The organism is Streptomyces thermospinosisporus (assembly GCF_039526425.1).
Taxonomy (GTDB): Bacteria; Actinomycetota; Actinomycetes; order Streptomycetales; family Streptomycetaceae; genus Streptomyces; species Streptomyces thermocarboxydovorans.
Genome location: NZ_BAAAIZ010000077.1, coordinates 15,882 through 29,619, shown reverse-complemented (window position 1 = coordinate 29,619; position 13,738 = coordinate 15,882). Strand labels below are relative to the sequence as shown.

12 protein-coding genes are annotated in these 13,738 nt (G+C 72.7%); 9 read left to right on the top strand and 3 right to left on the bottom strand.

The genetic code is table 11. The features are described from left to right. Positions 1-59: 59 nt before the first annotated feature. Complete coding sequence (locus tag ABD207_RS23710; protein WP_344015137.1) at positions 60-1,148, top strand: branched-chain amino acid aminotransferase; 1,089 nt, start codon at positions 60-62, stop codon at positions 1,146-1,148. Positions 1,149-1,261: 113 nt separating this feature from the next. Here ABD207_RS23710 and ABD207_RS23705 read toward each other — a convergent pair whose 3' ends face one another. Next, positions 1,262-2,692 carry a cytosine permease gene (locus ABD207_RS23705; RefSeq protein ID WP_344015136.1) on the bottom strand — a complete coding sequence of 477 codons (1,431 nt, stop codon included), beginning with the start codon at positions 2,690-2,692 and terminating at the stop codon, positions 1,262-1,264. A gap of 155 nt (positions 2,693-2,847) precedes the next feature. On the opposite strand from ABD207_RS23705, the gene ureA reads away from it, so the two are divergent. The 7 genes from ureA to ABD207_RS23670 all read left to right on the top strand — a co-directional run bounded on the left by ureA (position 2,848) and on the right by ABD207_RS23670 (position 10,637). Then, a complete protein-coding gene (gene ureA / locus ABD207_RS23700) occupies positions 2,848-3,594 on the top strand; it encodes an urease subunit gamma (RefSeq protein ID WP_344015135.1) in 747 nt (248 codons plus the stop codon). After that, entirely contained in the window at positions 3,591-5,300 is a 1,710-nt protein-coding gene (locus ABD207_RS23695; RefSeq protein ID WP_344015134.1) for an urease subunit alpha, read from the top strand. Before ureA ends, ABD207_RS23695 begins: the two co-directional genes overlap by 4 nt. Positions 5,301-5,397: 97 nt before the next feature. Continuing rightward, positions 5,398-6,435, top strand: coding sequence for an agmatine deiminase family protein (locus ABD207_RS23690; protein ID WP_344015133.1), 1,038 nt, complete (start codon positions 5,398-5,400; stop codon positions 6,433-6,435). An 18-nt stretch (positions 6,436-6,453) separates the two neighbouring features. Then, positions 6,454-7,053 (top strand): TetR/AcrR family transcriptional regulator, encoded by a 600-nt coding sequence (locus ABD207_RS23685; protein WP_344015131.1) that lies wholly within the window; start codon positions 6,454-6,456, stop codon positions 7,051-7,053. 32 nt (positions 7,054-7,085) lie between these two features. Beyond that, positions 7,086-7,268 (top strand): hypothetical protein, encoded by a 183-nt coding sequence (locus ABD207_RS23680; RefSeq protein WP_344015130.1) that lies wholly within the window; start codon positions 7,086-7,088, stop codon positions 7,266-7,268. Positions 7,269-7,574: 306 nt separating this feature from the next. Beyond that, the gene (cimA, locus tag ABD207_RS23675) at positions 7,575-9,179 is read left to right on the top strand and encodes a citramalate synthase (protein WP_344015129.1); all 1,605 of its coding nucleotides are present in this window, start codon (positions 7,575-7,577) and stop codon (positions 9,177-9,179) included. Positions 9,180-9,281: 102 nt separating this feature from the next. Then, positions 9,282-10,637: a hypothetical protein gene (locus ABD207_RS23670; protein WP_344015128.1), complete on the top strand. Its 1,356-nt coding sequence runs from the start codon at positions 9,282-9,284 to the stop codon at positions 10,635-10,637. Between the two features lie 117 nt (positions 10,638-10,754). On the opposite strand, the gene ABD207_RS23665 is transcribed toward ABD207_RS23670, so the two are convergent. Then, on the bottom strand, positions 10,755-11,357 hold the full coding sequence (locus ABD207_RS23665; protein ID WP_344015127.1) for a YceI family protein: 603 nt from the start codon (positions 11,355-11,357) through the stop codon (positions 10,755-10,757). 157 nt (positions 11,358-11,514) lie between these two features. On the opposite strand from ABD207_RS23665, the gene ABD207_RS23660 reads away from it, so the two are divergent. Further along, the gene (locus ABD207_RS23660; protein WP_344015126.1) at positions 11,515-12,801 is read left to right on the top strand and encodes a glycosyltransferase; all 1,287 of its coding nucleotides are present in this window, start codon (positions 11,515-11,517) and stop codon (positions 12,799-12,801) included. A gap of 529 nt (positions 12,802-13,330) precedes the next feature. On the opposite strand, the gene ABD207_RS23655 is transcribed toward ABD207_RS23660, so the two are convergent. Continuing rightward, positions 13,331-13,738, bottom strand: a 408-nt coding sequence (locus ABD207_RS23655) for a DMT family transporter (protein WP_344015124.1), incomplete at its 5' end; no start/stop codon positions are given.

The following is a 13,738-nucleotide window of genomic DNA, read 5'->3' as shown; positions in this document are numbered from 1 at the left end:
ACCGGCCGTGGGGGCGTGTGCGCGGCCCGTCACTACAACTCGGTGAAGGACTACCACTCATGACGACGCCCACGATCGAGCTCAAGCCCTCCGCCCACCCTCTCTCGGACGCGGAGCGGGAGGCGATCCTGGCCAACCCGGGATTCGGCCGCCACTTCACCGACCACATGGTGACGATCAAGTGGACCGAGGGGCGCGGCTGGCACGACGGCCAGCTCGTCCCCTACGCGCCGATCCAGCTCGACCCGGCGACCACCGTGCTGCACTACGCGCAGGAGATCTTCGAGGGGCTGAAGGCCTACCGCCAGCCCGACGGCTCGGTCGCCACCTTCCGGCCCGACCAGAACGCCGAGCGCTTCCAGCGGTCCGCGCGGCGGCTCGCCATGCCGGAGCTGCCGGTCGAGACGTTCATCGAGGCGTGCGACGCGCTGGTGAAGCAGGACAAGGCGTGGGTGCCGGCGCACGGCGGCGAGGAGTCGCTCTACCTGCGCCCGTTCATGATCGCCACCGAGGTGGGGCTCGGTGTGAAGCCGGCCAACGAGTACCTGTTCCTGGTGATCGCCTCGCCGGCCGGGGCGTACTTCCCCGGTGGTGTGAAGCCGGTCTCCATCTGGGTGTCCGAGGACCGGGTGCGGGCCGTGCCGGGCGGCATGGGCGCGGCCAAGACGGGCGGCAACTACGCGGCGTCGCTGCTCGCGCAGGCGGAGGCGGCGGCCAAGGGCTGCGACCAGGTGTGCTACCTCGACGCGGTGGAGCACAAGTGGGTCGAGGAACTCGGCGGCATGAACCTGTACTTCGTGTACGGGGACAAGATCGTCACGCCCACGCTGACCGGCTCGATCCTGGAGGGCGTCACGCGTGACTCGCTGCTCACCGTGGCCCGGGACCTCGGGTACGAGGCGGTCGAGGAGCGGGTGTCCGTGGAGCAGTGGCAGCGGGACTCGGAGAACGGGAGCCTGACGGAGGTGTTCGCCTGCGGCACGGCGGCGGTGATCACTCCGGTCGGGACGGTCAAGCGGGCCGGGGCCGAGTGGCAGCAGTCGGGCGGGGAGCCGGGTGAGGTGACCCTGCGGCTGCGGAGCGCGCTGCTGGATATTCAGCGGGGGACGGCCGAGGACAAGCACGGGTGGATGCACCCGCTGGGCTGAGCGGCGTTGCTGGGGGCTCCGCCCTCAGACCCCCGGTTCTCTGCCCACCCCGCCACCCGACTCGGTGGGTGGAGGGGTGGGCGTTTCGGTTTCTGAGTACTTCGTCGGTGGCGTCAGCCGACGAGCTGGTCGGCCGGTACCGGTTCGGTCGGGCGGGGAGTCGCCCGGCGGGACGAGGTCGTCAGCAGGTACGTCAGGCCGCCGGTGACGGCGGAGAGGACGAAGCTGCAGTCCACGCCGCCGGTGAGGGGCAGCAGCGGGCCCTCGTAGGACGGCAGGGACACGGACAGGACGCCGACGACCGCGCCCGTCGCCCAGGAGAACGTGGCCGGCAGGTTCCAGCCGCCGCGGTACCAGTAGATGCCGCCCCGTGAGCGGCGGTTGAAGACCTGGAGGGCGTCCGGGTCGTAGACGCCGCCGCAGCGGACGTGGCCGATCAGGGTGATGACGGCCCACGGCGTGCCGATCGCGGTGAGCAGCAGGACGAAGGAGGTCATCGCGTCCTGGGCCGTCGAGCCGTAGTGGCCGAGGAAGACACACGCGGTGGCCACGACGGCGACGATGCAGGTGGCCGTCGCCCGGGACGCGCGCGGGACGATCGCGTCCAGGTCCAGGCCCATCGAGTACAGCATCAGACCCGCGTTGCCGACCGAGCCCGCCGAGGCGGCGAGCAGCAGCGGCAGCAGGTACCAGCCCGGCGCGGCGTCCACCAGCGGTCCCGCGTAGTCCAGGGCCGCGCCGGCCGCGTACGCCGTGAACGTGCCGAAGAGCTGGGGGACCAGCAGGCCCAGCATCAGGCCCAGCCAGGTCGCGTGCAGCACCCGCCGGGAGGAGTGGCGGGCCGGGGAGATGTAGCGGGTGTAGTCGCCGAGCAGGGTGATGAAGGCGATCGGCCCGGACAGGCCCGCCGCCACGGCGGCCAGCAGCCAGGTGGGCCAGAAGCCGTCCAGCAGGTAGCCGCCGGTCTCCGGGAGCGCGGCGGTGGTGAAGTCGGGTGCGTAGGCGATCAGGCCCAGGACCAGCAGGAGCGTCATGCCGATGGCGAGGGCCCGGGACATGGCCAGCAGCACCCGGTAGCCGTACACCGCGCCCGCCACGGTCGCCGCCGCGAGCAGGCCGTAGACCACGGCGTACGAGGTGTCACCGGCCGGCATCCCGGACATCCGGCCGAGCACCGCCACCATCACATCGCCTCCGATCCACACCGTCAGCGCGGTGTAGCCGAGGGCCAGCAGGAGTCCCACGACCGAGCCGACCAGCCGTCCGCGCACCCCGAACTGGGCGCCGGAGGAGGTGGACAGGTTGGTCGCGGTGCGCAGGGAGATCAGCGCCAGGGGCGCCGTGAGCAGGGTGCCCACCACCGTGCCCGCCACCACCGAGCTGACCGAGGCCCACCAGTCGAGACCGAAGGACGGCGGGAGCCAGCCGAAGACGATCACGCCCAGGCAGAGGTTGGAGCCCAGCAGGATCGACACCAGATCGCGCGGCCCGCTGGTGCGTTCCTCCTCGGGGATGGTGTCGACCCCGCGCTGTTCCATCGGCATTGCTGGTCTCCTTCGACGGTCGCCGCACTGCCGCGGCAGGACGTTTGAGCAACGCTCAATGTGACTCCGGCCCTGGCTTCGCGTCAATGGTTGGAAAGCTGAAAACTTGGGTTTAGAGTGACGCTCAAATTTGTGGAGCAGGGAGGTGCGCCGTCGTGCGACTGACACCCACCGAGCGGGACCGGCTGCTGCTGTTCTCGGCCGCCGAGCTCGCCCGGGCCCGCCGGGCGCGCGGACTGCGGCTCAACGTGCCGGAGGCGACCGCGCTGATCGCCGACACCGTGTGCGAGGCCGCCCGCGACGGCGCCCGCCTCGCCGAGGCGATCGGGCGCGCCCGGTCCGTGCTCGGACCGGACGACGTGCTGCCAGGGGTCGCGGACGTGGTGACCGAGGTGCAGGTGGAGGCGGTTTTCGACGACGGCTCCCGCCTCGCGGTGGTCACCGATCCGATCGGCGACCGGACCGGTGGTCCGGCCGGCGGCTCGCTGGGGCCGGACGCGCCCGGTGCGCTGCTGCCCGGGCCCGAGCATCCCGAGCCGGAGGCGTCGGTGCGGATCACCGTCACCAACACCGCCGCGGTGCCGGTCTCGGTCACCTCGCACTTCCACTTCTTCGAGGCCAACCCGCGGCTCGACTTCGACCGTGAGCGGGCCTACGGCATGCACCTCGCCGTACCGGCCGGCTCCTCGGTGCGCTTCGGGCCGGGGGAGAGCGCCGAGGTGGGGCTGGTGCCGATCGGCGGCGAGCGGATCGCCCACGGCTTCGCCGGCCTCGTCGACGGGCCGCTGGACGCACCGGGAGCCAAGGAGGAGGCCCTGCGCCGGGCCGCCGCCTGCGGATATCTGGGGGTCCCCGAACGCTTCGGGCGCCCGGCGGCCGACGCAGAGGAGGCCGGCCGATGAGCCGCCCCGGAGGGCACCCCGCCGAGGCCCGCCGCCTCACCCCGTACGAGTACGCCGCCACGCACGGCCCCCGCGCCGGTGACCGGATCCGGCTCGGCGACTCGGGGCTGACCGTCCGCGTCGAGTCCGACTCCCAGCGCCACGGGGACGAGTTCCTCGCCGGGTTCGGCAAGACCGCCCGCGACGGACTGCATCTGAAGGCCGCCGCCGTGCGCGAGACCTGCGACGTCGTGATCAGCAACGTCGTGGTGATCGACGCCGTTCAGGGCGTCCGCAAGGCGTCCATCGGCATCCGCGCGGGCCGCATCTGCGCCATCGGGCGGGCCGGTAACCCGGACACCCTGGACGGCGTGGACGTCGTCGTCGGCACCGGCACCTCGATCGTGTCCGGCGAGGGACTCATCGCCACCGCCGGGGCCGTCGACACCCATGTGCATCTGCTGTCGCCGCGCATCATGGAGGCCTCGCTCGCCTCCGGGGTGACCACGATCATCGGGCAGGAGTTCGGGCCCGTGTGGGGCGTGGGCGTCAACTCGCCCTGGGCGCTCGGGCACGCCTTCAACGCCTTCGACGCCTGGCCGGTCAACATCGGCTTCCTGGGCCGGGGTTCCTCCTCCCGCCCGGCGCCGCTGGTCGAGGCGCTGGCCGAGGGCGGGGCGTGCGGCTTCAAGGTGCACGAGGACATGGGCGCCCACACCCGGGCGCTGGACACGGCGCTGCGCGTGGCCGAGGAGCACGACGTCCAAGTGGCCCTGCACAGCGACGGGCTGAACGAGTGCCTGTCCGTGGAGGACACCCTGCGGGTGCTGGAGGGCCGGACCATCCACGCCTTCCACATCGAGGGCTGCGGCGGCGGGCACGTCCCGAACGTGCTGAGGATGGCGGGCGTGGAGAACGTCATCGGCTCCTCCACCAACCCCACGCTGCCGTTCGGGCGGGACGCGGTCGCCGAGCACCACGGCATGATCGTGTCCGTCCACGACCTCAAGCCCGACCTGCCGGGCGACGCCGCCATGGCCCGCGACCGGATCCGGGCCGGGACCATGGGCGCCGAGGACGTCCTGCACGACCTGGGCGCCATCGGCATCACCTCCTCGGACGCGCAGGGCATGGGGCGGGCCGGTGAGACCGTGCGCCGCACCTTCGCCATGGCCGGGAAGATGAAGGCCGAGCGCGGCGGACCGGACGAGCACGACAACGAGCGCGTGCTGCGCTACCTGGCCAAGCTCACCATCAACCCGGCCATCGCCCACGGCCTGGCGCACGAGGTCGGCTCCCTCGAGGTGGGCAAGCTCGCCGACATCGTGCTGTGGCGGCCGGAGTACTTCGGGGCCAAGCCGCAGCTCGTCCTCAAGGCCGGTTTCCCCGCCTATGGCGTCACCGGCGACCCCAACGCGGCCACCGACACCTGCGAACCCCTTGTCCTGGGGCCGCAGTTCGGGGCGCACGGCGCCACCCCGGCCGACCTCTCCGTGGCGTTCGTCGCCAGGGCCGCCCTGGAGCAGGGGAACGACACCCTGCCGACCCGGCGCCGGCGGGTCGCCGTACGCGGCACCCGCGGGATCGGGCCCGCCGACCTGCTGCTCAACACCCGTACCGGACAGGTCGACGTCGACCAGCGCACCGGGCTGGTCACGCTGGACGGAGAACCGCTGCGCTCCGAGCCCGCCGAGTCCGTCTCCCTCAACCGCCTGTACTTCCTCTGACGCTCCACCTCCTCCGAGGCTCCACTGCCTTGGAGACCCACGCACGACCCTGCGGACCCATGAATTCGAGGACCCCCATGAACCCGAGGACCCACGCATGAACACGCCCGCCGCCGACGGATTCCGCATGCCCCCGGAATGGGCCCCGCACGAGCGCACCTGGATGGCCTGGCCCGGCCCCAACCACACCTTCTCCGACCCCGGGGAGCTGGCCGCCGCCCGCGCGGCCTGGGCCGCGGTGGCCCGCGCGGTCCGCCGGTTCGAACCGGTCACGGTGGTGTGCGGCCCCGGCCAGGCGGCCGGGGCGCGGGCGCTGCTGGGCGAGGGGATCGACACGGTGGAACGCGAGCTGGACGACGCCTGGATGCGCGACATCGGCCCGACCTTCCTCACCGACGGCTCGCGTCTCGCGGCCGTCGACTGGACGTTCAACGGCTGGGGCGCCCAGCCGTGGGCCCGCTGGGAGCACGACGCCAAGATCGCCGCCCATGTCGCCGATCTCGCGGGGGCGCAGACCTACACCTCCCGCCTGGTCAACGAGGGCGGCGGCATCCATGTGGACGGCGAGGGCACCGTGCTGCTCACCGAGACGGTGCAGCTGGGCCCGGAGCGCAACCCCGGCTGGACCCGCGAGCAGGTGGAGGCGGAGATCCACGCCCACCTGGGCACCCGCAAGGCCATCTGGCTGCCGCGCGGACTCACCGGCGACTATCCGCCGTTCGGCTACGGGACGCTCGGACATGTCGACATCGTGGCCGCCTTCGCCCGGCCCGGCGTGGTCGTCGCCCACCGCCAGCCGGACCCGGCGCACCCCGACCACCAGGTGACCGAGGAGGCCATCGGCATCCTCAGGTCCGCCACCGACGCCCGGGGCCGCCGCCTGGAGGTCGTCGAGGTGCCCGCCCCGACCGTCCTGGAGGCCGACGGCCACTGGGCCGACTACTCCTACATCAACCACTACCTGTGCAACGGAGGCGTGGTCCTGTGCGCCTTCGACGACCCCCGTGACGAGACGGCCGCCGGCATCTTCCGCCGGCTGCACCCGGGCCGGACCGTGACCCTGGTGGACGCGCGTACGATCTTCGCGGGTGGCGGGGGCATCCACTGCATCACCCAGCAGCAGCCGAAGATCTAGAACATCCGGGAGCAGGGCATGGCCGGTGGGCGCAGACAGGCTCCGCCGCGCGAGGACGTGCTCGCCGCCGCCATGGAGATGATCGCCGAGCGCGGCCTGGAGAAGCTCACCATGGCCGCGCTCGGCCGCACGGTCGGCATGAGCAGCGGGCATCTCGTCTACTACTTCCACAGCAAGGACGAGCTGCTGCTGCAGACCCTGGAGTGGAGCGAGGGCCGCCTGGGCGCCGCCCGCTCCCGCCTGCTCGCCCGCGCCGCACCCGCCCGCGAACGCCTCGACGCCTACGTCGACCTGTACGTCCCCGACGGCCACCGCGACCCGCACTGGACGCTGTGGCTGGAGGTCTGGAACCGCTCGCAGAACGCCGACGACGACGCCCGCGACCGGCAGGCGGCCATCGAGGGCGCCTGGCACCGCGATCTGGTCGCGCTGCTCGCCGAGGGCATCTCGCGCGGCGAGTTCCGCCGGGTCGACCCCGACCGCTACGCCGCCCGGCTGCGCGCCCTGCTCGACGGCCTCTCCATCCATGTGGCGATCGGGCTGCGCGGCACCGACCGGCCCCAGGTCCTCGGCCACGTACGGGAGTTCCTCGAGGAGACGCTGCTCGCAGACGCTTGAGAGGCCGCCCGGGTTGTACGTAATACGTCCGATTGACCCGGCGGCGGGCGGTGCTCGTCGGGCTGGTCGCGGGAGCGCTGACGCTGGTGACGCTTGCGCCGGCCATGGCCGCCCCCGAGCCGCGGACGCACATCGGCTTCAGCAGCGGCTCGTCCCAGCTCGTCGCCGGTGACACCAACGGCAGCGTCGACGGGTTCCTGCGCCGGCTGCGCTGACCACCCACCGCCCGCATCCTGAGACAGCCGGGGAGCGCGGGGGCGGATTGTGCCAGACTGCCCCCGTGCTCTCGTTCGCCACGATTATTGGCAGCAGGCGCGCCGGTCCGCAGTGACCGTCACGTACGACACCGTACGGGCGGACACCGTCGTCCTCGACCCGCGCGCAGACCTCTCGCACCCGCGAGAGGTTTTTCTGTTTCCCGGCCCCACCCACCGCCGGGAGGCGAGCGCGAGGGACCATGGGGGGACGGTGGAGCCGGTCATTCCGGTAGACCGAGATCCAACTTCAGGAGCCTTCAGACCATGACCGCAACCAGCGAGCTCGACGACTCGTTCCACGTCTTCGACACCACTCTGCGCGACGGCGCCCAGCGCGAGGGCATCAACCTCACGGTCGCCGACAAGCTGGCCATCGCCCGGCACCTGGACGAGTTCGGCGTGGGCTTCATCGAGGGCGGCTGGCCGGGCGCCAACCCTCGGGACACCGAGTTCTTCGCCCGCGCACGGCAGGAGATCGAGTTCCAGCACGCCCAGCTGGTCGCCTTCGGGTCCACCCGCCGCGCGGGCACCACCGCCGCCAAGGACCCGCAGGTCAAGGCGCTGCTGGAGTCCGGCGCCCCGGTCATCACCCTGGTCGCCAAGTCCCATGACCGGCATGTCGAGCTCGCCCTGCGCACCACCCTCGAGGAGAACCTGGAGATGGTCCGCGACACCGTCTCCCACCTGCGCGCCCAGGGCCGCCGGGTGTTCGTCGACTGCGAGCACTTCTTCGACGGCTACCGCGCCAACCCCGAGTACGCCAAGAAGGTCGTCCGCACCGCCGCCGACGCCGGCGCCGACGTGGTGGTCCTGTGCGACACCAACGGCGGCATGCTCCCCGCCCAGATCCAGGCCGTGGTCTCGACCGTGCTCGCCGACACCGGCGCCCGCCTCGGCATCCACGCCCAGGACGACACCGGCTGCGCGGTCGCCAACACCCTGGCCGCCGTCGACGCCGGCGCCACCCATGTGCAGTGCACCGCCAACGGCTACGGCGAGCGGGTCGGCAACGCCAACCTGTTCCCGGTGGTGGCCGCGCTGGAGCTGAAGTACGGCAAGAAGGTGCTGCCCGAGGGCCGGCTGCGCGAGATGACCCGCATCTCCCACGCCATCGCCGAGGTCGTCAACCTCACCCCCTCCACCCACCAGCCCTACGTCGGCCTCTCCGCCTTCGCGCACAAGGCCGGGCTGCACGCCTCCGCCATCAAGGTCGACCCGGACCTGTACCAGCACATCGACCCCGAGCAGGTCGGCAACACCATGCGGATGCTGGTCTCCGACATGGCCGGACGCGCCTCCGTCGAGCTCAAGGGCAAGGAGCTCGGCATCGACCTCGGCGACGACCGCGAGCTGGTCGCCCGGGTTGTCGAACGGGTCAAGGAGCGCGAGCTCGAGGGCTACACCTACGAGGCCGCCGACGCCTCCTTCGAGCTGCTGCTGCGCGCCGAGGTCGAGGGCAAGCCGCTGAAGTACTTCCAGGTCGAGTCCTGGCGCGCCATCGTCGAGGACCGCCCCGACGGCAGCCACGCCAACGAGGCCACGGTGAAGCTGTGGGCCAAGAGCGAGCGCATCGTGGCCACCGCCGAGGGCAACGGCCCGGTCAACGCCCTCGACCGCGCCCTGCGGGTCGCCCTGGAGAAGATCTACCCGCAGCTCGCCAAGCTGGAGCTGGTCGACTACAAGGTGCGCATCCTCGAGGGCAAGCACGGCACCCAGTCCACCACCCGGGTGCTGATCTCCACCTCCGACGGCGCGGGGGAGTGGTCCACGGTCGGCGTCGCGGAGAACGTGATCGCCGCGTCCTGGCAGGCCCTGGAGGACGCCTACACCTACGGCCTGCTCCGCGCGGGCGTCGCACCGGCCGGGTAACCGGCCCGGGCGCTCGGGCATCCGGTCCCGGCGGGGCGGGCGGCGCAAGTTCCCGCCGGGAGGTATGTCCGTTTGTGTACCGGTTCGGGTAGCTTCGAACATATGAAGGCCGCACCGGTGCGTACCCTCGTACGCCTTTTGATCGTGCCGATCGCCGCCGCGCTGGCGGCGCTGCTGGCCGGTGCGCCGGGTGCGCATGCGGCCACCGACGACCTCTCGGCCGTCGCCGCCGGGCTGCGCGAGAGTCCCGTCTACGTGGATCCCGGGGCCCGGGACATCCTGTCGGCGTCGGACGCCGAGGCCCTCGCCGGCAAGATCGAGGACGCCGGCAAGCCCGTCTTCGTCGCCGTCCTCCCGGCCGACTTCCCGACCGGCGACCAGTTCTGGCGCGAGCTGCGCACCGAGACCGGCATCACCGGCCTGTACGGGGTCCGGCTCGGCGACCGCTTCGACGCCCGCGCCGACAGCAGCGTGCTGAGCAACCAGGGCGTGCAGAACCTGGTCGCCTCCGTGCAGGACGCCGGCGACGCCAAGGCCCAGCTGAACGACTTCGTCGACAGCGCGCTGCGCAACCTCGGCGGTTCGGCGCCGGGCTCCTGGGACCAGGGCGGCGGCGTGGACGTCCCGGTCGGCGGCCTGATCACCACCGGTGCGCTGCTCGCCGCGGGCGGTGCGGGCGCCTACGCCGTGGCCCGCCGCAACCGGCGGCGCCACGAGGAGGAGCAGCGGGCCGCGCTGGAGAGGCTGCGCGTGGTGGTCGACGAGGACATCACCGCCTTCGGCGAGGAGCTGGACCGGCTCGACTTCCACCCCGGCGAACCGGGTGCCGACGACGCGATGCGCGCCGACTACGAGCGCGCGCTGGACGCCTACGAGCAGTCCAAACGGCTGATGGAGCAGGTCCGCAAGCCGGAGGACGTGCGGGCGGTCACCCAGGCCGTGGAGGACGGCCGCTTCGCCCTGGCCTGCCTCGCCGCCCGCCGCGAGGGCCGCGACCTGCCCGAGCGGCGCCCGCCCTGCTTCTTCGACCCGCGTCACGGCCCCTCGGTCGCCGACGCGCCCTGGACTCCGCCGGGCGGTGCCGAGCGCGAGGTCCCGGTCTGCGAGGCCGACCGCGTCCGCCTGGCCGAGGGCCGGGACCCGGCGGTCCGCGAGGTCGACACCGAGTACGGACGCCGCCCCTACTGGGAGGCGGGCCCGGCCTACGGCCCCTGGGTGGGCGGCTACTTCGGCGGCGGCATCCTGCCCGGCCTGCTCATCGGCACCATGCTCGGCAACATGATGGCCGGCTCCGCCTACGCGGCCGACTACGGCGCCGGCTACGGCGACTTCGGCGGCTACGAGGGCGGCGACGTCTCCGGCGCGGACTTCGACGGCGGCGACTTCGGCGGCGGCTTCGGCGGAGGTTTCGGAGGGGGCGACTTCGGCGGCGGCGGTGACTTCGGGGGCGGATTCTGAGGCTTCCCGCAGTTGCCGGGCGCCCACACACCGAGCGCCCGCCCTTCCTCACGGGGAGTGGGAGGGGCGGGCGCGCTCAGAATGCCCGGTCCCGGGCGGCGGGACCGGGCGATCCGGTCAGGCCTTGCGGATCGCCGAGATGTCGAAGTTCAGCTTGATCTTGTCCGAGACCAGGACACCGCCCGTCTCCAGCGCCGCGTTCCAGGTCAGACCCCAGTCGGAGCGCAGGATCTCGGCCTTGCCCTCGAAGCCCACGCGCTCGTTGCCGAACGGGTCCTTGGCGGCGCCGTTGAACTCCAGGTCGATGGTGACCGGCTTGGTGACGTCGCGGATCGTCAGATCACCGGTGATGCGGTAGTGGTCGCCGCCGAGGGCCTCCGCGGCGGTCGAGCGGAAGGTCATCTTCGGGTACTTCTCCGTGTCGAAGAAGTCCGCGCTCCTCAGGTGGTTGTCACGGTCGGCGTTGCCGGTGTCGATGCTGTCCATCACCACGTCGATCGAGGCGGTGGACTTCGACGGGTCGGTGCCGTCCAGGTGCAGGGTGCCGCTGAACTCCCGGAACTCGCCCTTCACGTTGGTCACCATCGCGTGCCGCGCGGTGAAGCCGAGGGTGGTGTGCGCGGGGTCGATGGTGTAGTCGCCGGTCAGCGCGGCGAGGTCCGGGTTCACCGTGGTCGTGGCGGTCGCGGTGTCGTTGTCGCTGCGGTTGAAGATGCCCATGATCTTCCTCCTGTAGGGGACGGCCGTCGGTGTCGAGATCACGTTTAATGTTCAACTAACTCAACAACACTCACCGTAGACCTATTCCCTTAAACATTCAACATCTTTGGGCGGGTGTCGCGATTGGATCACCCGACCGGGTGGTACACGGGGGTGCGTGCCCTCGGTCGCGGTCCTGGTCGAGCTGCTGCGACGCGACACGTCGGGCGGCCAGGTGAAGTGCTGGGAGCACTTCGCGCACAGCGCCGCCCGGCTGCCCGCCGGCAGCGGACTCGACCTGACGGTCTACTTCCTCGGCGAGCGCGAACACCTCGAGCACCTCGCGCCGCACGTCCGGCTGGTCATGCTCCGCCCGCTGCTCAGCTCGGCGCCGTTCCGCTCCGCGGAGAGCGCGGAGGACCCCTGCGACCTCGCGCCCCACCACCCCCGGCTCGCCGCGCTGCTGCCCCGGCACGACGTCTGGCACCTCACCCACAGCTTCGCCTTCGCCACCACCGCCGTACGGCTCGCCCGCGGACGGCCCGAGGGCCGGCGCCCCCGGCTCGTCGCCTCCGTGCACACCGACGTCCCGCTGCTGGCCTCCGTCTACGCCCGCTACCTGGCCGGCCGGTGGCTGCCCGGCTCGCATCCGGCGGCCGGCGACTTCCTCGCCGAGCACGCGGAACGCGCCCTGCGCCGGCGCCGGGACCGGCTGCTGGACGCCTGCGAGAAGGTGCTCGTCCCCACGGCGCAGGCCCGCGCGGAACTCGCCCGCACCCTCGGGCCGCACCGGGTGGCGCTGCTGCGCCGCGGCACCGACCACGCCCGCTTCCGGCCCGACCCCGGCGCCCGCGCCTGGCTCACCCGCACCCACGGCGTCCCGGCCGACCGCCCGCTGGTACTGTTCGCCGGCCGGCTGGACGCCACCAAGGGTGTGCCGCTGCTCACCGAGAGCCTGCGCCTGCTGCGCGAGCGCGGCGTGGCCGCCCACCTGGTCACGGCCGGCTCCGGCGCAGAGGCCGAGAACGTCAAGCGCGTCCTCGGCCCCGACGCCACCCTCCTCGGCCCCGTCCCCCAGGACCGGCTCGCCCGCGTCTACGCGGCCTGCGACATCTTCGCCCTCCCCTCCCGCACGGAGACCAGCGGCAACGTCGTCGCCGAGGCGATGGCCGGCGGCCTGGCGGTCGTCCTTCCGGAGGGCGCCCAGACCACGAGCTGGCTCACCGAACCGGGCCGCGACGGCGTGCTCGTCCCCTACGACGACCCCCTCACCTGGGCCGACACCCTCGCCACCCTGGCCACCGACCCCGCCCACCGGAATGCCATCGGCGCCCGCGCAGCCACCGCCGCCAGAACCGCCCACCCGACCTGGGACCGCGTCCTGGAGGAGGACCTCCTCCCGGTCTGGTCCCCGCAGCCCGCGGCGGCCTCGCCGGGGACGCCGGGCCGTCCAGTGCACCGGTAGGGGGCGTCCGCCGAGCCGCGCCTGCCCCGGGTCGCCCGGCCCGCATCGGATTCCGCGCGGGCGGTTGACGCGGCAGTGCGGCTGCGGCCGAGCCGTGGGCCTCGGTCGGCGGCCCCGGTCGCCGGAGGGCGATCGGCGCCCGGCCGCCGCCAGGACTGCGCACCCGATTCGGGGCCCGGTCCTGGTGGGGGATCTTCTGCTGGTCGTCTCCGCAGCCGCGGCGACCTCTGGCGGGTGGGGGCCTTGACCGCTGGCGGGTGGTGGGCGTTCCGACGGGCCGTCAGGCATGTCCGCAAATCTAGAAATCTAGAAATCTAGAAATCCACACTTCCACAAAGCCGCGCCTGCCGCGCGGCGCCCGGCGCGCACTGCCGCCTCGGCGGACGCCTGCCCACGGGCCTCAGCACGCGGCGTCCGCAGCAACGCCTGCCGTCCGCAGCAACGCCCGCCTCGGGCCCGGGGGACTCCAAGAGCATGCGCCCGACGCCACCCGGCCTGCCCCTCCGGGAGCGGACGACGCGACTTGGCCTCACCCCTCGCGCCGGTGCAGTGCTGCGATCACCGGTGAGGTGTCGAGCCGCACGATACCCGCGGCGACCAGCAGCAGGCCGGCCAGGGTCGCCGCCGACAGGGGCCAGCCCGTGCGGAGCGACTCCCCGAACAGGACCGTGCCCACGATCACCGCCACCGCCGGCTCCGTCGCGTCCATCACGGTCATGCCGGCCGCCAACGGGCCCTGCTGGAAGGCGCTCTGGATGAGGAGCAGTCCCCATACGCTCGCCGCCACCAGCGCGTAGGTCTGCCATGCCGTCAGTGCCGCGAGGAGGCCGTGGCGCAGCTCGTCGACGGTCGCCGCCAGGAGGACCGACTGCGTGCCCATCACCGCACCGGCGGCCAGTGCCGTGGCCGAGGCGCGCCACGGTCCGGTCAGCCTGGC